Source organism: Streptomyces sp. WM4235 (genome assembly GCF_001279725.1).
Lineage (GTDB): Bacteria > Actinomycetota > Actinomycetes > Streptomycetales > Streptomycetaceae > Streptomyces.
This window is the reverse complement of record NZ_LGDE01000466.1, coordinates 1-20,825: the sequence shown is the minus strand read 5'-3', so window position 1 is coordinate 20,825 and position 20,825 is coordinate 1. Positions and strand designations below refer to the sequence as shown.

Sequence of the window (20,825 nt, the reverse complement as noted above, 5' to 3'; positions counted from 1 at the left end):
TGGCGGAGCCGTCGATGGTGACGGTGTCCTCGAAGGAGAAGGTGACGTCCTCGGCGCCGTGGGCGAACTCCACGTTCCGCTTCAACGCCGCCAACTCGGCCTCGGCCTCCCGGGCCACCCGCTCGCCGATGCGGTCCAGCGTGGCGGGGTCCTCGCCCTCGGCCCGGAACTCGTGGAACAGCCGGACCCGCGAGGAGTTCTCGTCGAGCGGCTCGACGAGCCACGCGCCGCCCATCGAGGCCACGGGCGCCTCGGTGGCCAGCAGTTCGAAGTTGACCCGCAGGTCGGCGTCCTGGACGATGCGGCGCAGCCGCCAGGTGCGCACCGCCCCGCCGGCGCCCGCGGTGTCCCAGACGCGCAACCGCTGCTCGCCCTCCGGGGCCTCCTCGTGGGAGACGTGGACGGTGGCGGGGAAGGTGCTGGGCCAGTTGTCGACGTCGGCGATCAACCGGTGGACCGTGGCCGCCGGGGCCGCCACGGTGATCTCGTGCGCCGTCTGGCGCACGCCCGCTTGCTTCATGTTCGGACTCCTCGTCCTTGAAGGGCGCGGGGAGTTGCGGGAGCCGGGTTCGCCGCATGTGGCCGTGTGGATGCACTGACGGGGGAACACGACGTCCCGCTTCGCCCGCGAGGTGCAAATCTGTGGGTGATGTCCGCGGACGGGACGGGTGGGGGAGCGGGGCGTACCCCGGGGGAGCGCAGAAGTGCCGCTGCCGGGCGGGGGTCCCGGCAGCGGCACTTCTGTCAGTGGGCCACCGCGTCGCTGTGACGGCGGCGGCCTGGTTCGGGGCCCGCGTGCCCGGGTCCGTACGCGGTCCCGGCGGGGGCTCCGGCAGCCGCACAGCCGGCCGGAACCCCCACCGGGGCGCGGATCACTCGCCGGCGGCCCGGGTGTGCACGACGCGGTAGGTGTTCTCGTCCTGCCAGGTCTGCAGGGCGCTCACCCGGGCGTCGACCTTGCGGCGCTCGGGGCTGCGGTCAGCCTCGGCCTGGGCACGGAAGGCGTGGTACGCCTCCTTGCCGTCCCACTGCGAGTACGAGACGACGAACTTGCCCTCGATGCCGCGGGCGCGCAGGCCGCGCAGCACGGTGTGGCTGCGGTAGCCGGGCACGTCGAGCAGGTACTCCTGCGAGGCGCCGAGCGCGTCGACGAGGTCCTCCTGCTCCTCCTCGGCGACGCCGAAGAGCTCGATCGCGGTGTAGTCGTCGCGCTGCGGGGAGATCTCGACGCCGTCGAGCTCCGGCTTCGCCTGGACGAAGGCGATCTCGTTCTGGAGCAGCCGGATCGAGGTGGTGATCTCGCCGAAGAGCGGCAGCGTACGGTGCTTGAACTCCTCGCCTGAGTAACGCACTTCGAGGTCCTCGGTGCTGCGCCACTGAATGAAGTTGGCGGTGCCCGGCTTGTCCTCGCCGGCGTGGACGGTGCTGGAGATCCAGCCGTCGTAGGCCGCGGAGTCCACGATCTCCCGCATGGCGGCGAGCAGCTTGACCTGCTTCTCGGGAGCGTCGGTCGAGAACAGGTTGAGAACAGTCAGGTGCTGACCGTCGGCTGCAATCTTCGGCATTCTCTTCTCTTCCATTCGAGGAAAATGATGTACGAACGGCCATCACTGCCGGCCGGTGTTCCCAGTGCATCCTGCTCAATGAAAGGGCCATGAGGAAAGGCTTGTTGCGTCAGAATTCGGATCCGCTCTGTCAAGCTCCGGAAAGCCTTTCAAGGACTTCTCACGACTTTGTCAGAGGTCTGAAAAACCTCGCGGTTCGCCAAGGGTCGGGCGCCATGCTCGCCTCATGCATCCAGGACAGGCAACCGCCGACACACGTACTCTGCTGGACCGCTATCTCATCGGTCTCGACGACGACGAACTGGACGACGCCTGGGCGGCGCGCCTGTTCACGCGTGACGCCCGGGTCGAGTTCCCCATGAGCGGTCACAAGGGCCTCGAAGGCCTCGCCGCCTACCACCGGGACGCCCTGGCGGCCTTCGCCGCCACCCAGCACCTGGGATCGCCCGCGGTCGTGGACCTCGTCGACGAGGGCCGGGCCGTGCTGCGCGCCAACCTCGTGTCCGCGCACGTCCACCACCCCGGGACCCCGGGCCGGCCGCTGTTCACCGTCGGCACGCTGGCGACGGGCGAGGCCGAACTGACCGACGAGGGCTGGAGGCTGTCCGCGCTCACCTTCCGCGTCCTGTGGACCGAGGGGAACCCGCCCGTGGCCGAGGGGAATCCGCCCGTGACCGAGGAGTCCCGATGACGACCTTGGCGGCCGGGCTCAAGGAGTCGACCCTGGCCATGATGCTGCTCGACATCGGTGTGGTCCTGCTCGCCGGCGCGGCACTCGGCCGCCTCGCGCAGCGGCTGCGCCAGCCCGCCGTGGTCGGTGAGATCGCCGCGGGCATCCTGCTCGGCCCGAGCATCCTGGGCCTGCTGCCCGGACACCTGACCGAGCGCCTCTTCCCCGCCGAGGTGCGCCCACTGCTGTCGGCGGTCTCCCAGGTCGGCCTGATCCTGTTCATGTTCGTGGTCGGCTGGGAGTTCGAGAAGCGCCTGATCAAGCCGCACGCCAAGCTCGCGGCCGGGGTCTCGCTGTCGTCCATCGCCGTGGCCTTCGGCCTGGGCGTGGCGCTCGCGCCGTTCCTCTACCCCGAGCACATGGTCGTGGCGGGCAAGGAGATCTCCTTCATCGCCTTCGCCACCTTCCTCGGTACGGCCATGTCGGTCACCGCCTTCCCGGTGCTGGCCCGCATCCTCACCGAGAACCGGTTGATGGAGACCAAGGTCGGCTCGCTGTCCCTGGCCAGCGCCGCCATCGACGACCTGCTGGCCTGGTGCCTGCTCGCCTACGTGTCGGCCCTGGTCGCCTCGGACGGCGACTATTCGAGCCTGGCCCGGATCGGCGCGCTCAGCGTCGGCTTCGTCGCCCTGATGTTCCTGGTCGTCAAGCCGCTCGTGGCACGCCTGGTGTGGCGCTGGGCCGCCGCCGAACGCTGGCCGGCGCTGCTGTCCGTCCTGTGCGCGGGCGCGCTCGCCTCGGCGTTCCTGACCAGTTGGATCGGCATCCACGCGATCTTCGGGGCGTTCCTGTTCGGGTTCGTGATGCCGCGCGAACCCTCCCGGGTCCTGGCGGAGCACCTGCGCAAGCCGATGGACCACGTCAGCGTCGTGCTGCTCCCGGTGTTCTTCATCGTCACCGGTCTCGGGGTGGACCTCGGCGCGCTGACCGGATCGGACTACGTCGCGCTCGCCCTGATCATCCTGGTGGCCTGCGTCGGCAAGCTCGTGGGCGCCATCCTCCCGGCGAGGCTGGCGGGCTTCTCCTGGCGGGAGTCCGGGGACCTGGGCCTGCTCATGAACACCAGGGGCCTGACCGAACTGATCATCCTGAACGCCGCCGTCAGCCTCGGCGTCCTCGACGGACGCATGTTCACCATGCTGGTGATCATGGCGTTGGTGACGACGGCCATGGCGGGCCCCCTGCTGTCGCGCCGCCGTCCCGCGCCCGCCGCCGAACCGCTCGCCGACGCACGGCCGTCGGACGCGGACGACGTGCTGTCGCCGACCGTTCCCGCGCCGGCCGCGGACTTCATCGCACCCCGTACCTGAGAGCCGAAGGCCGAAGCCGAGAGAGAGGCATGTCGTGATTCCCGTTCAGTCAGCAACCACCGAGAACCGGGCTCCCGTCGACGGACGCGCGCTGCGCGACGTGTGCGGGCACTTCGCCACCGGTGTCACGGTCATCACCTCGGGCGGCGGCCAGGACGCCGCCGGGACCACGGTGAACTCCTTCACCTCGGTCTCGCTGGATCCGCCGCTGGTGCTCATATGCCTGCACCAGAACTCCCGGCTGCTGCCGGTGGTCCAGGAGAGCGGCGGCTTCGTCGTCAACTTCCTCACCCGGCAGCAGCAGTCCATAGCCTGGGCGTTCGCCGGGCGGCAGTCCGCCCGCTTCGAGGACGTGCCGCACCACCGCTCGGAGGCCGGACTGCCGGTCCTCAGCGAGGCCCTGGCCTTCCTGGACTGCCGACTCATCGCCGAGTACGACGGCGGCGACCACGCCATCCTGCTCGGCGAGGTCGTCGAACTCGACGCGCCGGGCGCCGAGGAGGACCCGCTGATCTTCTTCCAGGGGAACATGCGCGAGCTGGACCGCGAACCCGCGGACCTGCCCGCGCGCTGAACCCCCGGTCGGGCGCCCCGCATCGGTCAGCGGGCGCTCCCGTCCGCCGCGTCGAACTCCTGCCGCGCGCGCTCCACTCGGGGCAGGTTGTCGGCCGACCAGTCCGCGAGGTGGGAGAAGAGCGGCGCCAGGCTGCGTCCGAGCTCGCTGATCTCGTACTCGACCCTCGGCGGTACCTCGGGGTGGTAGGTGCGCACCACGAGTCCGTCGCGCTCCAACTGCCGCAGACGCTGCGTCAGCACCTTCGGCGTGATCGTGCCGATGTTGCGGTGCAGGTGCACGAAACGCTGGACCCCGAACTCGTTCAGCGTCCACAGGATCGGCGTCGTCCACCGGCTGAAGACGATGTCGAGCACCGGGGCGATGGGGCAGGCCTGTTCCGACGTCACCCGGGCGGCGTGCGCCGCCGCCTCGCCCGACAGGGCGGTGTTGCTGTTCATGCGAACCCTCCAGGAAGTCACTTTCCTCTAGGTACCTACTTTACTGGGGATGCTAGCTTCCCGAAAGCCACCAGAGAGCGCCGGTGTTGCAGGCCGACGCCCCTCCCGCAGTCCCCGTTTTCCGTCCCCGTTCTCATCCCGCTTCGAGGAGTGGCATGTCGATCCAAGAGTCCCTGCGAACCCCCACAACCCCGGAGGCCGGGCCCGCCCGGCACCCCGGCCTCATCCTGGCGTTCCTCTGCCTGGCCGGCTTCATGACCTTCCTCGACGTGTCGATCGTGAACGTCGCGCTGCCGACCATCGAGGACGAACTCGGCATCTCCCAGACGGCACTTCAGTACGTCGTCACCACCTACGGCATGGTCCTCGGCGGATTCCTGCTGCTGACCGGCCGCCTCGCCGACACCCTCGGCCGCCGCCGGATGCTCCAGACCGGTCTGCTCCTGTTCGCCGCCTCCTCGCTGCTCGCGGGCCTGGCCCAGAACTCCTCCATGCTGATCGGCGCCCGCGGCGCCCAGGGCCTGGGCGCGGCCTTCATCGCCACCGCCGCCCTCAGCCTGCTGACCAACAACTTCGAGGAGGGCCCGGCGCGCAACAAGGCGCTCGGCGCCTGGGGCGCCCTCAGCGGCGTCGCCGCCGTCGCCGGCGTCACCCTCGGCGGTCTGCTCACCGACGGCCCCGGCTGGCGCTGGATCTTCTTCCTCAACGTGCCCATCGGCATCGTCGGCGCCCTGATCGCCCCGCTCGTCGTCGGCGAGAGCCGCGCCGCCGAGCGCACCCGCGGCTTCGACTTCGCGGGCGCCGTCGTCCTCACCGCCGGTCTGATCCTGCTCATCTTCACCCTCGGCCAGACCATCGACGACTCCGACGTCCCGGTCGCCCGCATCTACGGCGGTTTCGCACTCGCCGCCGTTCTGCTGATCGCCTTCCTCTTCATCGAACGCCGCGCCAAGGCCCCGCTGATGCCGCTCGGCATCTTCCGCCGCCCCTCGCTGCGCGCCGCCAACGTCATCGCCATCCTGCTGCTGGGCACCTGCGTCAGCCTGTTCTTCTTCGCCAGCCTCTTCATGCAGCAGGTGCTGGAGTGGTCCGCCATCAGGACCGGTCTCGCCTACGTGCCCCTCGCGCTGACCACCGCGGTCGGCGCCGGCATCGCCTCCCAGGTCGTCACCAAGGTCGCCGCCAAGCCCGTCCTGATGGTCGGTCTGACGCTGGTCAGCGGCGGCATGCTGCTCCTGTGGAACGCCCCCTCCGACGCCGCCTACCTCACCGACCTGCTCCCCGCGTTCATCATCTGCGGCCTGGGTCTGGGCGCCTCCTTCGTCCCGCTCCAGATCTCCGCCTTCGCCGGTTCCGAGGAGCAGGAGGCGGGCCTGGCCGCCGGCCTCATCAACACCGCGCAGGAGATCGGCGGAGCCCTCGGCCTCGCCGTCGCCGCCACCTTCGCCTTCCGCCGGATCCCGGAGCTGACCGCCAAGGCGCACGGGGTCCCGGACCTGGTCCGCGAGGCCCGCACCACCGTCTTCCACGACGCCTTCCTCATCAGCGCCGGATTCGCCGCGCTCGCCTTCCTGGTGACCCTGGTGCTGCTGCCCCTGACCAAGGCCAAGGACCAGCCGGCCGGCACGCCGGTCCACTGAGAACGGAACCCCTCCATGGCACCCACACGCACACCGGCATTGCGGCTCTCCGCGGAGGCCGAGGCCTTCCTCGCCGAGAACCACCTGTGCACCTTCACCACGCTGCGGCCCGACGGCAGCCCCCACACCGCGCCGGTGCGCTTCACCTGGGACGGTGACGCGGGCCTCGCCAGGGTCATGACCACGGCGACCCGGCGCAAGGCCAGGAACCTGCTGGCCAACCCGGGCGGCCGGGTGTCGGTCTGCCAGATGGCCGGCTGGCAGTGGCTCACCCTGGAGGGGACGGCCACCGTCTCCACCGACCCCTCCAGGGTCGCGGAGGGGGTGCGCCGCTACACCAAGCGATACCGGTCGGCGCCGCCGCAACCGCCGGGCCTGGCCGTCGTCGAGATCCGGGTCGACCGGGTGCTCGGCGGCTGAGAGGACACCGCGGACAGCGGTACGCGTGACGAGGGTGCCGGAAGCAGTGCTTCCGGCACCCTCGCGCGTCCGCCCGCACCCCCTCTCACCTCCCCGGAGCGGTCCCCTGACACTGCTGCCGGGGATCTGACGAACTTTTCAGAGCCCTGTATCGGAGACCGTTCAGCTTCCCGCGGCCCCTCGGAATACTGGAGAAAACGCCAGCGGGAGAGGGAAGATGGAAAGCTTGAACGCCGATGTCATCGTTGCCGGAGCGGGCCCTGCGGGACTCATGCTCGCAGGAGAACTGCGCCTTTCTGGTCTCTCCGTGATCGTTCTCGACCGTCTCACCGAACCGATGCGCCAATCCCGCGCACTCGGATTCTCGGCCCGCACCATCGAGGAATTCGGACAGCGCGGCCTCCTCGCGGAATTCGGGGAACTCGACACCATTCCGGGAGGCCACTTCGGCGGCCTTCCCATCGACTACCGCATCATCGAAGGCGGGAACTTCGGCGTCCGCGGGGTCCCCCAGTCCCGCACCGAGGCGATCCTCCACGACTGGGCCGTGGGCCTGGGCGCCGAGATCCGCCGCGGCCACGAGGTCGTCGGCCTCACCGACGGCGAGGACGCCGTCGAGGTCGAGATCGCCGGCCCCGAGGGCGTCGAACGCCTGCGCGCCGCCTACCTGGTGGGCTGCGACGGCGCCCGCAGCACCGTCCGCCGCCTCTCCGGCATCGACTTCCCCGGCACCAGCGCCACCATCGAGATGAAGATGGCCGACGTGACCGGCGTCCCGCTGCGGATCCGCCCCACCGGCGAGGTCGGCGAGCAGGGCATGGTCGTGGTCCTCCCGCTCGGCCCGCACGCCACCCGCGTCGTCGTCTTCGAGCGCGGCGCCGGCGTCCGCCCCACCCAGGAGCCCCCCACCTTCCAGGAGGTGGCCGAATCCTTCCAGCGGGTGACCGGCGAGGACATCAGCGGCGCCACCCCGCTGTGGACCAGCTACTTCACCGACGCGAGCCGGCACGCCGCCGAGTACCGCAAGGGCCGCGTCTTCCTCGCCGGCGACGCCGCCCACATCCACCTGCCCATCGGCGCGCAGGGCATCAGCGCCGCCGTCGGCGACGTGGTCAACCTCGGCTGGAAGCTCGCCGCGGCCGTCAAGGGCACCGCCCCCGAGGGCCTGCTCGACACCTACCACACCGAGCGCCACCCGGTCGGCGCCCGCATCGTCGCCAACACCCTGGTGCAGCGCACCCTCTACCTCGGCGGCCCCGAGGCCGACCCGCTGCGCGAGCTGTTCGCCGAGCTGGTCCGCATCGAGGAGGTCCGCACCCACCTCGTCGGACTGGTCACCGGCCTCGACACCACCTACGGCGCCGCCCCCGGCGACCACCCGCTGCTCGGCCGCCGCCTGCCCGACCAGGAGCTCCTGGTCGACGACGCGAAGACCAGCACGTACGAGCTGCTCCACAAGGGCCGCCCGGTCCTGCTCGACCTGCACGACAACGCCGAACTGCGCGCCGCCGCCGCCGGTTGGACGGACCGCGTGGACGTGGTGACCGCCACCCGCAACGACGTCGACGCCCCGGCCGCGAGCCTGCTGGTGCGCCCCGACGGCTACGTCGCCTGGGTCGCCGCCGACGGCTCTCCCGAGGGACTGGCCCAGGCCCTGACCGACTGGTTCGGCGCGCCGCGCCACACCGCCTGACCCGATGACCGGCCGGCGTCCACGCAAGCGCCGAGTGAAATCGACAAAGAGGAGTACGGTCTTGCCCACCAAGGCTGAGGCAACGAAAGAGGCCCCCAAGGCCGAAGAGTGGAACGAGTGCGACGTCCTGATCCTCGGATCGGGTCTCGCGGGCTCGATCACCGGCGCGATCCTGGCCCGCCAGGGCGCCAACGTCGTCCTCATAGACGCCGGCCAACACCCGCGCTTCGCCGTCGGCGAGTCGCAGAACCCGCAGCTCGTCGAGTGGCTGCACATCCTCGCCACGCGCTACGACGTCCCCGAGATCAAGCACATGCTCGACATCAAGGCGATCACCGAGCACATGGGCCCGCACCACGGCCGCAAGCAGAGCTTCGGCTTCGTCTCGCACGACAAGAACCGCGAGCCGAACCCGGCCGAGGCCACGATGTTCGTGATCCCCAAGATGCTGACGGAGGCCGTCCACCTCTACCGGCAGGACACCGACTCGTACTACCTGAACGTCGCGGCCAAGTACGGCTGCACGATCCGGCAGAACTGGCGCGCCACCGACCTCGACTTCGACGAGGACGGCGTCACCGTCACGGGCCACACCGGTGAGGTGTTCCGCGCGAAGTTCCTCATCGACGCGAGCGGTTTCCGCTCCCCGCTCGCCGAGAAGTTCGCCCTGCGCGACAACCCGCCCCGCCACAAGCACCACTCGCGGTCGCTCTTCACGCACTACGTCGGCATCAAGCCGTACGACGACGTGTGCAACTACCCGGAGGCGCTGCGCCCGCCCGCCGAATCGCCCTTCCACGGCGGCACGCTCCACCACCTGATCGAGCGCGGCTGGTTCTGGATCATCCCGTTCGACAACTACAAGGACTCCAAGAACCCGGTCTGCAGCGTCGGCCTGACCTTCGACGAGCGGCTGTACCCCAAGCCGAAGGACATGACCCCCGACGAGGAGTTCAACCACTACCTCGACATGTACCCGGCGGTGAAGCGCCAGTTCGACGGGGCCAAGCGGGTCCGCGAGTGGGTCTCCACCGACCGGATCCAGTACTCCTCCAAGCAGACCATCGGCCACCGCTGGTGCCTGATGTCGCACGCCGCGGGCTTCATCGACCCGCTGTACTCGCGCGGGCTGTCCAACACCTTCGAGGTCGTCGACGCCCTCGCCTACCGGGTGCTGGACGCGCTGCGCGAGGACGACTTCTCGGTCGAGCGCTTCGAGTACGTGGAGCGCCTGGAACAGGGCCTGCTGGAGTACAACGACAAGATCGTCAACGCCTCCTACATCGCATTCAGCCACTTCCGCCTCTGGAACGCCGTCTTCCGGGTGTGGGCCTGCTTCACCACCCCGGCCACGATGCGCCAGATCATGGCGCGCCAGAACTTCACCCTGGACGGCGACGACCGCCACTTCAGGGAGATGGAGAAGGCCCCCTACACGGGCCTGTGGTGGCCGGACAGCCACGCCTTCAAGCAGCTCTTCGACATCACCGCCGAAACCTGCGAACGGTTCGAGGCCGGCGAGATCGACGGGGACAAGGCGGCCGACATCGTCTTCCAGGCGATCCGCGACTGCGAGTCGGTCAACACGCCGTTCGGCTGGAAGGACCCCGAGGACCACCGGTTCTTCCGGGCGACCACCCCCACGATGATGAAGTTCATGTGGTGGGCGAGCACCTCCGGCCCCAAGGAGATGCGCGACCTCGGACGCTCCATGCTCAAGGGCGTCGTCCGGCAGGGCGTGCGCGGCCGCAAGGTCTCCTGAGCCCCGGCCCCCTCCCGGCTCCACCGGCTCCACCGGCCCCGCCGTTCCCTCCGGGCGGCCGGGCCGGTGGCCGGCCGCCGCTCCGGCCCCCTCATCGCATCGTCACACCGCCTCGTCACACCCCCGTCGCCTCGACCCATGGGACAACCCGTGATCACTCGTAGAGCACTCATCGGCGCCGGCACGGCCGCGGTCGGCCTGACCGTCCTGCCCGCCGCGAACCTCACCGCCGCGGCCGAGGCCGGCCGCGCCCCCTGGAACCAGCTCGCGCGCAACCTCCAGGGCCGGCTCGTCCTGCCCACCGACGCCGCGTACGGCGTGGCCAAGCAGCTCGAACTCGCCCAGTTCGACGCCGCCAACCCCAAGGCCGTCGCCTACTGCGTCAGCTCCGCCGACGTCTCCGTCGCGCTGCGCTTCGCCCAGGACAACTGCCTGCCCGCCGCCGTCCGCAGCGGCGGCCACAGCTTCGGCGGCTACTCGACCACCCCCGGCCTGATCATCGACGTGTCCGGGCTGAACGCGGTCGCGATAGCCGCCGGCAACGGCTCGGTGAACATCGGCCCCGGCGCCAAGAACGTCGACATCCTCAATGCCCTGGCCCCGCACGGCCTCGTCGTCAGCGAGGGCGGCTGTCCGACCGTCGCGGCCGGCGGTTTCCTCCAGGGCGGCGGCTACGGGTTCCTGACCCGCCCGACGGGCATGGCCTGCGACGCCGTCACCTCGGCCGAGGTGGTCCTGGCCGACGGCCGGGTGGTCACCGCCTCGCCGACCCGCAACAGCGACCTGTTCTGGGCGATCCGCGGTGGTGGCGGCGGAAACTTCGGCGTGGTCACCCGCTTCACGGTCACCCCGCACGTCGGCGACCAGATGGCCATCACCAACCTGATCTTCCCGTACGACCGCGCCGCGGACGTCCTGGACGCCGCCACGAACTGGCTCGTGGACGCGCCCCGCACCATCGGCGGCGGCGGGTACGTCGTCCAGCCGGACGCGGCACCCGGCTCCGTCCCCAACGTCAACATCATGCTGGCCTCCCGGGGCACCCCGGCCGAACGGGACGCCGAGGCGGCCCGACTGATCGCCCTGACGGGCGCCCCGTTGGCCCGCCAGGACGCCGTCATGACGTACCAGCAGCTCATGATGATGATCTTCGGCTGTGGGACGCTCAGCCAGGACCAGTGCCAACGCGCGGGCAAGTCCCCGTCCGGCGTGCTGACCCGACCCGAGTTCGGCCTGGAGCGCACCCGCCTGGCCGGCCGCCCGCTGGGACACACCGGTTGGACGGACGTGATGACGGCCTTCGACGCCGAGCGCAGGGCCGGCCAGGCCCGCTACCTCGACCTGCACTTCTTCGGGGGCGCGGCCAACGACCCGGGGCGCACGGACACGGCGTACGTCCACCGGGACTCGCTGTTCTCGGTCAACTACCGGGCCCTGATCAACGATCCGCAGCAGAACACCGCCGACGCGCGGGCGGTCGCCACCCACTGGATCGACAACGGCTTCCGGACGATCGACCCGCTGTCCAACGGGGAGACGTACCAGAACTGGATGGACCCGGCCCTCACGGACTGGAAGCGGTCCTACTACGGCGAGAACCACGCCCGGCTGGCCCGGATCAAGACCAAGTACGACCCCGCGCGGTTCTTCTCCTTCGCGCAGGGCATCGGGTCCGCCGGCTGATCCGGACCCGGGACACGGGACGGGGTCGCCGTCCCAGGACGGCGACCCCGGTACCCGGGCGGCCGTCAGGGACGGCGGCCGTACCAGCCGACGAGCCTGTCGATCGCGGGAGCATACTCGTGCACCTCCACCACCGGACCGAACGGAACCTGGCCGCCACGCGGCTCGGCCGGCACGGCGCGGTGCATGTTCGCCAGCGGAGCGGCGAGCACCTCCGGGTCCCACGCCGGGTTCTGGCCGGTGGCCTTGGCGAGGTCCCACACGTGCAGGACGAACTCGTTGGTGTAGATCACCGAGGCGACCACACCGGGTACCGGGCCCCAGGGCAGAGCGATCTGACGACCCAGCACGGCCGGGTCGGACCAGACCGCGTCGAACTCCTTGACGGAGACCGCCCAGGCCTCGGCCCAGTCACCGTCGGCGATGTCCTCCGCGAAGTGCGGAACGCTCATGAAGGAACCGCCCGCACCGAGCACGGCGACCCGGCGCAGCACCGACACCAGGTGGTTGGCCATGTCCCGGACCGAGTAGTCCGGACAGGGCGTGACCTCGTCGTACTGGTCCGGGCGGATGCCGGCGAGGACCTCGTGGGCCAGTGCGACGACCTTGAAGAGGCCGCCGCGGGGGTCGGTGGACGGACGGGCGGCAGGGGCGCCGGAAACATTCACAGTCTCTGTCATGACTCCATCTTCCCCACCAAACAGGTCATCTCATGGCCTATTAAAAAGAACGTGGGCAAAATGAAGGCTGATCGTCTGGTCGCCACGCTGCTCTTCCTCCAGGCGCGCGGACGCGTCACGGTCAAGGAGGTCGCGGGCGAACTCGAAGTCTCCGAACGCACCGCCCGCCGCGACCTGGAGGCGCTGACCCTGGCGGGCGTGCCCGTCTACTCACAGCGCGGACGCGGCGGCGGCTGGAGCCTGGTGGGCGGATCCCGCACCGACCTCACCGGCTTCACCCAGCGCGAGATCGGGGCACTGTTCCTCGCCGCCGGTCCGCTCTCGGCCTCACCCGAACTCCGCGCCGCCCTGCGCAAACTGGTCCAGGCGCTGCCCGCCCCCATGCGCCCGCACGCCGAGGCCGCCTCCAAGGCACTCGTCGTGGACGGCCTCGACTGGTCCCGGGCCGCCGTCCGCACCGCCGGCGGGCCGCACCACGACGCCCTCGAACAGGCGGTCCTGGACCGGGTGCGGATCACCCTCGGGTACGCGGACCCCGACACCCCGCCCGGCCGGTGGACCGTCGATCCGCTCGGCCTGGTCTGCAAGGCCGGCCAATGGCACCTGGTCGCCGCCACCGAGGACGGCCTGCGGTCCTTCCGGCACACCGGGGTCACCTCCGTCACGGCCACCGGCGAACCCGCGCGCCGCCCCGAGGACTTCGACCTGGCCACGGCATGGCAGGCGCTGACCGAAGGCGTCGAACGGGGCCTGCGCACCACCACGGTGCGCGCGGCGGTGCACACCGACGTGCTGCCCGCCCTGCGCGACCTGTTCGGCGACCGGCTGCGCGGGCCGCGGCCGCGCGCCGACGGTCGCCACGACATCGAGGCCGACGGGCCGTCACTCGACGTGCTCACGGCCCGGCTCGCCGGCTTCGGCGCCCGCGTCGAAGTACTCGGCCCACCCGAGGCGCGTGCCCACCTGGCGCGCCTCGGCCGCGAACTCGCCTCCGTACACGGGCAGTCCGCACCGGGGCCGGCCGTCCCGCCCGGGGACAGCACCTCCCGGAGGGATAGTCACTTTCCCCTAGGTACTTACTATGTCGAGGATGCTAGCGTCCCCGGTATCACGGCGAAGGACACCGTCCGGCCACCGCGGCGCCGCCCCCGACAGCGGCTTTCTCCCACCATGACCCTTGATGAAGGAGCATTCTCATGATCGTTGTCACCGGAGCCACCGGAAACGTCGGCCGCCCGCTGATCGCCACCCTCACCGCGGCCGGCGCCGATGTCACCGCCGTCTCCCGCAACCCCCTGCCCGCCGAACTCGCCCAGGACGTACGCCACGTACAGGCCGACCTCGGTCGGGCGGAGAGCCTGCGCGAGACCCTCAAGGACGCCGACGCCCTGTTCATCCTGCTCGCCGGCGAACTGCTCGGCGGCGGCGAGAGCGCCGAGACCCTGCTGACCGTGGCCAGGGAATCCGGCGTCCGCAAGGTCGTCCTGCTCTCCTCGCAGATCACCGCCACCCGTCCGGACGCGCAGTCCCACAACCGGCTGCGCGAGTTCGAGGACGCCGTTCGCGGTTCCGGCCTGGAGTGGACCGTCCTGCGCGCCGGCGGTTTCGCCTCCAACGCCTACGCCTGGGTCGAGTCGGTCCGCGCGGACCGCACCGTCCTCGCGCCGTTCGCCGACGTCGCGCTCCCGGTCGTCGACCCGGCGGACATCGCGGCCGTCGCCGCCGTCGCCCTGCGCGAGGACGGCCACGCCGGCCAGACCTACGAGCTGACCGGCCCGGCCGCGGTCACCCCGCGCGAGCAGGCAGCCGCGCTCGGCGAAGTCCTCGGTGAGGAGATCACCTTCATCGAGCTCAGCCGCGAGGCCGCCTACGCCCACATGTCGCAGTTCATGCCGGAGGGCGTCGTCCAGGGCACCCTCGACATCCTGGGACAGCCCCTCCCGGCCGAGCAGCGCGTCAGCCCCGACGTGGAGAAGGTCCTCGGCCGCCCGGCCTCCCCCTTCGCCGCCTGGGTCGAGCGCAGCCTGCCGGCCTTCAAGTAGGCCTGCCGGCCGACCGAACCCGCGGGTCTCCCCGCCGCCCGCCCGTCCCCCGCACGGGTCGGCGGGGAGGCCCGCGTTCCCGTTGTCCGGGGCCCGCGCTCCCGGCGTCCGGGGCCCGTGCCGCCCGTTGTCCGGGGCCCGCGCTTCCGGCGTCCGGGGCCCGTGCCGCCCGTTGTCCGGGGCCCGCGTTCCGACCTACAGGGCCCCGTGTGACGCGGCGGGCACCCTTTCAGGCGAACGAAAACGGGTTCGCGAGTCACCGGTCTCCCGCTCACTCGTTCCCCTCACGTGATCCGTACTGGTGAAGGGACGCGAAGCCTGTGAGCAAACGTCAAAAGGGCCGAAGGCACCGCACCGTGAACATGACGCCCCGGCCGGTCGGACCGGCCCGGGGCCGTCCGGTGCGCGTGCCGGCCGCCGTGTCCGTACCCGCCCCGGAGCCCGATCCCGTGTGGTCCCCGGAGAGCGACCCCGTGTCGTCCTCCGAGACCCACCCCGGGTCGTCCTCCGGGGCCGACCCCGTGGCCGCCGCGGCGGATCCGAGTGGGCCGGAGCCGCACCACGACCTGTTCCACACCTCCGCCCGCAACGGCGGCCTCGGCCTGCCCGCGGCGCGTACCTGGGACGGACTGAGGGCCACCGCCCCGGCCGGGGCCACCCTGGAAGAGCTGTCCGCCGCCGTCGGGTTCACCCCGCCGACGATCGCCAAGCACCTCAAGGCACTGGCCGCCTTCCGGCTTGCGGAACAGCGCGGCCCCCGCTGGCACCCGACCGACACGCACCCCGCACCGTCGGGAACGGCCGCCGCCCCCTGACGTCGCACACGAGGGTGCCCCGCCCCGGCCCGACAGGGTCCGGAGCGGGGCACCTTCACGTCCCCCGGCTCGGGTATCGGGTCGGTCGCGGGCGGGTGGACGAGGCCGGCCGACATGGCCGATCATGGCCCGATGCCGCTCCGTACGCACGAGGTCGATCTGTTCGAGAACTCCAGGGGCCGCCTGGAGGCCATCGCGTACCGACTGCTCGGGTCGGCCGGAGACGCCGAGGACGCGGTACAGGACGTGTTCCTGCGGTGGCACGCGGCCGACCGGGAACGGATCGAGACGCCCGAGGCGTGGCTGACGAAGGTGCTCACCAACCTCTGCCTCAACCAGCTCACCTCCGCGCGGGCCAGACGGGAGACCTACGTCGGACAGTGGCTCCCGGAACCTGTCCTGGCCGGTGACCGGATGCTCGGCCCGGCCGACACCGCCGAGCAGCGCGAGTCGGTCTCCGTCGCCGTGCTCACCCTGATGGAACGGCTCACGCCCAACGAGCGCGCGGTGTACGTGCTGCGCGAGGCGTTCGGGTACGCGCACCGGGAGATCGCGGAGATCCTCGACCTCACCGAGTCCAACTGCCAGCAGATCCACCGGCGTGCCAAACAGCACCTCGCCACGCACCGGGCCCGCACCGAGGTCGACGCGGCCGCCGCGCGGAAGGTCGTCGAGGAGTTCCTCGCCGCGGCCCTCAGCGGCGACACCGACCCGCTGATCCGGCTGCTCACCGACGACGCGGTCAGCGTCGCCGACGGCGGCGCGAACGTCCAGGCCCGCAGGACCCCCGTCATCGGCGCGCTCCGCATCGCGCGCTACCTGCGCTCCCTCTTCCGACCGACCCCCGCCAAGCGGGCCCGGGTCGGCGGCAGCGCCGCCCTGCACGCCGCCGTCGTCAACGGCGCTCCCGCCGTGCTGATCGCCTCCGGCGAGCAGATCCTCGGCGTGATCTGCCTCGGGGCGACACCCGAGGGCGTCGGGGCCATCCACATCCAGGTCAACCCCGACAAGCTGGACCGCATCACGCGCCAGTGGGCGGCCACCGGCCCGCATCACCCCCTCACCGAGGTGTGGTGACCCACGTCACATTCGATACCTGTCAGGGATCGACTGGCTGTCCGGTTCAGGAGGTGAGTCCCACCGGATAGGAGCGAACCATGAAGCACCGCATTGTCGTCCTGGGAGCCGGGTACGCCGGAGCCGTCACCGCCGGTCGCCTCGCCAGGCGCCTGCACCGCGACGACGTCGAGATCACCCTGGTCAACGGCGACCCCGAGTTCGTCGAGCGCGTACGACTGCACCAGCTCGCCACCGGCCAGGACCTGCGACCCCGCCCGCTGCGCGCGGTCTTCGCGGGCACCGGCGTGCGGCTGCGCACGGCGTGGGTCGCCTCGGTCGACGCGGACCGCAAGACCGTCGCCCTCACCGGCGAGCAGGGCCCCGACGGCCTCGGCCCCGACACCCTCGCGTACGACACCCTCGTGTACGCGCTGGGGAGCACCACCACCGACCACGGAGTGCCCGGCGTCGCCGAGTACGCCCACAACGTCGCCGGGAAGCAGGACGCGCTGCGGCTGCGAGCGCGCCTGGCGGAACTGGAACCCGGCGCGGACGTGTTGGTCGTGGGCGGCGGCCTGACCGGTATCGAGGCGGCCACCGAGATCGCCGAGGCGCGCCCGGACCTCCAGGTCTCCATCGCATCCCGCGGTGGTGTGGGCGACTGGCTCGGCGACAAGGCCCGACGCCACCTGCACCTCGTCCTCGACCGGCTCGGCATCGCGGTCCACGCGCGGGCCGACGTCACCCGCGTCGAGACGGACGCCGTGGTCACCGCCGAGGCCGGACGGATCCCCGCCCGGGTGACCGTGTGGACCGCGGGCTTCGCCGTCCACCCGATCGCCGCCGCCACCACCCTGACCGTCTCCGACACCGGGCAGATCGTCGTCGACGGCACGATGCGCTCGGTCTCGCACCCCGACGTGTACGCCGTCGGCGACGCAGCACGCGCCGAAGGGGCGGGCGGCAAGCCGCTGCGGATGGCCTGCGCCACGGCGACCCCGATGGCGTGGCAGGCCGCCGACGCCCTCGCCGCGCGCCTGACCGGGCGCGAGGTCCGGGAGACCACGATCGGCTACGCCACCCAGTGCGTCAGCCTCGGACGCCGCGACGGGATCCTCCAGCGCGTGACCCACGAGGACGAGGTCACGTCCACCGTCATCGCCGGCCGCGGCGGCGCTCGCATCAAGGAGCTGATCTGCTCGGCCGCCGCCTGGAGCGTCTCGCACCCGACCATGCTGGTGCCCAGTCGCCGCCGTCGCCTCGCGGCGACCCGTGAGGCGGAGACCCGACTCGTCACCACGTGACGCGGCGGCCGCGTCCGAACGGCCCCGCCCGGACCGCCCCCTCGCGTCCCGTCGCGCTGCGGTCCGCCCCGGAACACCCCATCCGCCCCGGCCCGTGCCTCAGGCCGGGGAGCCGCCGCGACCGGGGCGCCGGTCCCGAGCCCACTTCGGCGTCCAGGTCTCGGCGGGGGAGCGGTCGGGCCGGGTGGAGCGGAGGTGGTCGCGGAGCATGGCGAGCGCGGGATGCGGGTTGTCGCCGAGCCAGACCAGCGAGTGGGGGTAGACCGGTGTCGGGTCGCGCACCTCGATGCGCCGCAGGCCGTGGTGGGCGGGCCCCACGAGCGGGTCCTCCTCACCGACGAAGGTCGCCAGGGTCGAGGAGCCGGCAATCGCCTCCAGGAGGGCGTCGGAGCCGAAGTTGGGGCCGATCGTGTCGATGGTCAGCCCGAACTCGGCCGACAGTTCCTCGTAGTAGGCGGCCCATTCGGTGCCGGGGACGACACCCGGCATCCAGATCTTGTGCCGGGCGAGTTCGCCGGGTGTGACCGCGCCGACGCCCGCGAGTGGGTGGGCCGGTCCGGTGAGGAGTTGCAGGCGGTCGTCAAGGACGCGGGCGCTCACGATGCCCTCGGGGAGCTCCCGGGCCGGCATGGTGAGGGCGCGGAAGGTGGCGTCGATGGTGCCCGACAGAACGGCGGCGATTGCCGAGTCGGCGTCGAGGATGTTGGTCACGACGTCGAGTTCGCCCTCCGGATGCGCGCTGTGGAAGGCGCGCAGCAGTCGCGCGGGAGCGATCCGCCGGTTGATCACGTCGACGCGCAGGGCGCGGCGGCCCGGACGCACGGAATCCGCCGCCCGCTCGGCGGCGAGCAGGAGAGCGCGTGCGTGCGGCAGGAAGGCCTGCCCGTCGACGGTGAGCCGGACCCCCTGCGGGGTGCGGATGAAGAGCCGCACCCCGAGATCCCTCTCCAGGGCGGTGACGCGCTTGGACACGGCCTGCTGGGTGATCGACAGGTCGTCGGCGGCCCGCTGGAAGCGGCCCGCGTCAGCAATGGCCACGAAGGTGCGTACGGCATCGAGATTCACGCCGACCCACCCTAGGCCCTGGCGGGTCACACAACGCACGGTTGTGACCGCATGTCGACGGGTTGTTTGACCTGCGGGGATGCCACTCGCTTTGATTCCTCCCGTCAACACGAGTGGTGTTCCACGAGCGGGCGAGAGGTGTGTCGATCATGGTGGCTGGACGGTCGCTGGGCCGGCCGTTCGGGTGGCTCTGGGCGGCGTACGCGATCAGCACCCTCGGCACGTGGCTCGCGTTCGACGCGTTCCCCCTGATCGCGATCCTCGTCCTGCACGCCGGACCGACCGAGGTCTCGTTGCTGGCGGCCGCCGGACTGGCGGTCGGCGCGGTGCTGGCGCTGCCGCTCGGCCCGTGGCTGGAGTTCCGCCGCAAACGGCCCGTGATGGTCGCGATGGATCTGGTCCGCTTCACGGCGTTGCTGAGCGTGCCCGCGGCGTTCGCGCTCGGTCGGCTCGGCTTTCCCCAACTCCTGGTCGTGGCGATCGTCGTGGGCGCGGCCGACATCGCCTTCACGGCGGCCGCCGGCGCGTGGCTGAAGGCGCTCGTGCGGCCGGATGACCTGCTCGTCGCGAACGGCCGCTTCGAGTCCACGACCTGGACCGCCACCATGCTCGGACCCCCGCTCGGCGGGGCCGCGATCGTCGCGTTCGGCCCGGTGGTGACCGTGGTCGCCAACGCGATCAGCTACCTGCTCTCGGCGGCGGGGATCCGCGCGATGGGCGGCCCGGAGCCGCGCCCCGCGCCCGCCGGCCAGGCGCCGCCCCGGTCGCGCGTCGGCGACCTGTTCGAAGGGTGGCGGTACATCCTGACCGACTCCGCACTGCGCCCGCTGTTCCTCAACACGGTCCTCGTCAGCGGCCTGATCATGGCGACCTCGCCGCTGCTCGCCGTGCTCATGCTGGGCCGGCTCGGGTTCGCGCCCTGGCAGTACGCCCTCGCCTTCGCCGTGCCCTGCGTCGGCGGACTGATCGGCTCACGGCTGGCCCCCCGGCTCGTCGCCCGGTTCGGCCGGCACCGGGTCATGCGCACCGCCGGGACACTGCGGGCCTGCTGGTCGCTCGGGACGGCCTTCGTCGGCCCCGGCGCCGCCGGACTCGTGTTCCTCATGTGCGTCGAGTTCGGGCTGATCACCTGCATGGGGGTGTTCAACCCGGTGTTCGCCACCTACCGGCTCGAACGGACCCCGGCGGACCGGGTCGTCCGTACCCTGGCCGCGTGGTCGGTCACCGGCAAGGCCACCGTCGCCCTCCTGACCGCCCTGTGGGGCCTGTTGGCGGCCGTCACCGGCCCGCGCACGGCCATCGTGATCGCCGGTCTCCTCATGTTGGCGACCCCGCTGCTGCTTCCCCGGCACGACCGCACGCCGCGGCCCGGGCGGGAACCGGTCCGCGACCACGCGTGACGCGGGCGGGGGCGGTAAGGGGCGGGGGGCGAGGGGGAACTACCGTGGCGCGTATGGGAATCACCCTTTCGCGAAGACGGAGCGTGCTCGTCTGCGCCGTGGCCGCCGCGTCCCTCTGCGTCGCCGTCGCCGTGTGGTCCCGCCCCGACTACAGCGTGCCGGCGGGGCCCTTCGCCCGGACCGCACCGTGCTCGGACGTGGTCGCGCGCCTTCCCGAGAACCTCATGGGACGCGGACGCGACGCGGTCGACGGCGAGGGAACCGCCGGGTGGGGTGCCAGGGCCGTCGTGCTGCGCTGCGGCGTGGAACCCCTCGCCCCGACCATCGACACCTGTGTGAACGTCAACGGTTTCGACTGGGTCCTCGACGACGCCAGGGTCAAGCGGGACGGTGCATGGGTGTTCACCACGTACGGGCGCGAACCCGCGGTCGAGGTCGCGTTCGCGCGCGGTTCCCAGCCCGCGGGGGACGCCCTGGTCACGATCAACGATGCCTTGGGCAGCCTCGCGCAGAAGACCAAGTGCCTCGCGCTGAGCGATACCTGAGTACCTGATCCATATCCCTGCGGTGCCTCTCGGAGCGGTCCGGGCCCATGTAGCGTCAGCGCCAGGGCTTGAGCGGGGGCGTGAGTGGGGGACCGTGG

General features: G+C 71.6%; 20 protein-coding genes. 15 read left to right on the top strand and 5 right to left on the bottom strand.

What is annotated here, in order from left to right:
• Both ADK55_RS33795 and ADK55_RS33790 read right to left on the bottom strand, forming a co-directional pair.
• Positions 1-520: aromatase/cyclase (locus tag ADK55_RS33795; protein WP_199826701.1), on the bottom strand; the 520-nt coding region annotated here is incomplete at its 3' end.
• 352 nt (positions 521-872) lie between these two features.
• The gene (locus tag ADK55_RS33790; protein ID WP_053684527.1) at positions 873-1,565 is read right to left on the bottom strand and encodes an antibiotic biosynthesis monooxygenase family protein; all 693 of its coding nucleotides are present in this window, start codon (positions 1,563-1,565) and stop codon (positions 873-875) included.
• A gap of 226 nt (positions 1,566-1,791) precedes the next feature.
• Between ADK55_RS33790 and ADK55_RS33785 the strand changes: the two genes are divergently transcribed.
• From ADK55_RS33785 to ADK55_RS33775, 3 genes are read left to right on the top strand one after another with little or no spacing between them, the layout of a single operon-like run.
• Positions 1,792-2,256 carry a nuclear transport factor 2 family protein gene (locus tag ADK55_RS33785; protein ID WP_053684524.1) on the top strand — a complete coding sequence of 155 codons (465 nt, stop codon included), beginning with the start codon at positions 1,792-1,794 and terminating at the stop codon, positions 2,254-2,256.
• Positions 2,253-3,605: a cation:proton antiporter gene (locus ADK55_RS33780; RefSeq protein ID WP_078999746.1), complete on the top strand. Its 1,353-nt coding sequence runs from the start codon at positions 2,253-2,255 to the stop codon at positions 3,603-3,605. Before ADK55_RS33785 ends, ADK55_RS33780 begins: the two co-directional genes overlap by 4 nt.
• 34 nt (positions 3,606-3,639) lie before the next feature.
• Entirely contained in the window at positions 3,640-4,179 is a 540-nt protein-coding gene (locus ADK55_RS33775) for a flavin reductase family protein (RefSeq protein ID WP_053684523.1), read from the top strand.
• Between the two features lie 26 nt (positions 4,180-4,205).
• On the opposite strand, the gene ADK55_RS33770 is transcribed toward ADK55_RS33775, so the two are convergent.
• On the bottom strand, positions 4,206-4,619 hold the full coding sequence (locus tag ADK55_RS33770; RefSeq protein WP_053684520.1) for a winged helix-turn-helix transcriptional regulator: 414 nt from the start codon (positions 4,617-4,619) through the stop codon (positions 4,206-4,208).
• Between the two features lie 155 nt (positions 4,620-4,774).
• On the opposite strand from ADK55_RS33770, the gene ADK55_RS33765 reads away from it, so the two are divergent.
• From ADK55_RS33765 to ADK55_RS33745, 5 genes are all read left to right on the top strand, one after another.
• Positions 4,775-6,259, top strand: a complete 1,485-nt coding sequence (locus ADK55_RS33765; RefSeq protein WP_053684518.1) for an MFS transporter — start codon at positions 4,775-4,777, stop codon at positions 6,257-6,259.
• A 15-nt stretch (positions 6,260-6,274) separates the two neighbouring features.
• Positions 6,275-6,679, top strand: a complete 405-nt coding sequence (locus ADK55_RS33760; RefSeq protein ID WP_053684516.1) for a pyridoxamine 5'-phosphate oxidase family protein — start codon at positions 6,275-6,277, stop codon at positions 6,677-6,679.
• A 217-nt stretch (positions 6,680-6,896) separates the two neighbouring features.
• Entirely contained in the window at positions 6,897-8,372 is a 1,476-nt protein-coding gene (locus ADK55_RS33755) for an FAD-dependent monooxygenase (RefSeq protein WP_078999745.1), read from the top strand.
• 61 nt (positions 8,373-8,433) lie between these two features.
• Positions 8,434-10,134 (top strand): NAD(P)/FAD-dependent oxidoreductase, encoded by a 1,701-nt coding sequence (locus tag ADK55_RS33750; protein WP_053684514.1) that lies wholly within the window; start codon positions 8,434-8,436, stop codon positions 10,132-10,134.
• Between the two features lie 150 nt (positions 10,135-10,284).
• Positions 10,285-11,817, top strand: a complete 1,533-nt coding sequence (locus ADK55_RS33745; RefSeq protein ID WP_053684512.1) for an FAD-binding oxidoreductase — start codon at positions 10,285-10,287, stop codon at positions 11,815-11,817.
• A gap of 65 nt (positions 11,818-11,882) precedes the next feature.
• On the opposite strand, the gene ADK55_RS33740 is transcribed toward ADK55_RS33745, so the two are convergent.
• Positions 11,883-12,497 (bottom strand): TIGR03086 family metal-binding protein, encoded by a 615-nt coding sequence (locus tag ADK55_RS33740; RefSeq protein WP_053684504.1) that lies wholly within the window; start codon positions 12,495-12,497, stop codon positions 11,883-11,885.
• A 60-nt stretch (positions 12,498-12,557) separates the two neighbouring features.
• Between ADK55_RS33740 and ADK55_RS33735 the strand changes: the two genes are divergently transcribed.
• The 5 genes from ADK55_RS33735 to ADK55_RS33715 all read left to right on the top strand — a co-directional run bounded on the left by ADK55_RS33735 (position 12,558) and on the right by ADK55_RS33715 (position 17,717).
• On the top strand, positions 12,558-13,697 hold the full coding sequence (locus ADK55_RS33735) for a helix-turn-helix transcriptional regulator (RefSeq protein ID WP_063839688.1): 1,140 nt from the start codon (positions 12,558-12,560) through the stop codon (positions 13,695-13,697).
• On the top strand, positions 13,694-14,539 hold the full coding sequence (locus tag ADK55_RS33730; protein ID WP_053684502.1) for an SDR family oxidoreductase: 846 nt from the start codon (positions 13,694-13,696) through the stop codon (positions 14,537-14,539). Before ADK55_RS33735 ends, ADK55_RS33730 begins: the two co-directional genes overlap by 4 nt.
• A gap of 356 nt (positions 14,540-14,895) precedes the next feature.
• Positions 14,896-15,354, top strand: a complete 459-nt coding sequence (locus ADK55_RS37210; protein WP_053684500.1) for a hypothetical protein — start codon at positions 14,896-14,898, stop codon at positions 15,352-15,354.
• 132 nt (positions 15,355-15,486) lie between these two features.
• Entirely contained in the window at positions 15,487-16,431 is a 945-nt protein-coding gene (locus ADK55_RS33720; RefSeq protein ID WP_078999742.1) for an RNA polymerase sigma-70 factor, read from the top strand.
• A gap of 80 nt (positions 16,432-16,511) precedes the next feature.
• The gene (locus tag ADK55_RS33715) at positions 16,512-17,717 is read left to right on the top strand and encodes an NAD(P)/FAD-dependent oxidoreductase (RefSeq protein ID WP_053684496.1); all 1,206 of its coding nucleotides are present in this window, start codon (positions 16,512-16,514) and stop codon (positions 17,715-17,717) included.
• Between the two features lie 99 nt (positions 17,718-17,816).
• Here the strand turns inward: ADK55_RS33715 and ADK55_RS33710 are convergent, their stop codons facing one another.
• Complete coding sequence (locus ADK55_RS33710; RefSeq protein WP_053684495.1) at positions 17,817-18,782, bottom strand: LysR family transcriptional regulator; 966 nt, start codon at positions 18,780-18,782, stop codon at positions 17,817-17,819.
• Positions 18,783-18,931: 149 nt separating this feature from the next.
• Here ADK55_RS33710 and ADK55_RS33705 point away from each other — a divergent pair, with 149 nt between their 5' ends.
• Together ADK55_RS33705 and ADK55_RS33700 are read left to right on the top strand one after the other, a co-directional pair.
• Positions 18,932-20,182: an MFS transporter gene (locus ADK55_RS33705; RefSeq protein WP_053684529.1), complete on the top strand. Its 1,251-nt coding sequence runs from the start codon at positions 18,932-18,934 to the stop codon at positions 20,180-20,182.
• A 53-nt stretch (positions 20,183-20,235) separates the two neighbouring features.
• Positions 20,236-20,727, top strand: a complete 492-nt coding sequence (locus ADK55_RS33700; RefSeq protein WP_063839687.1) for a DUF3515 family protein — start codon at positions 20,236-20,238, stop codon at positions 20,725-20,727.
• Positions 20,728-20,825: the final 98 nt, after the last annotated feature.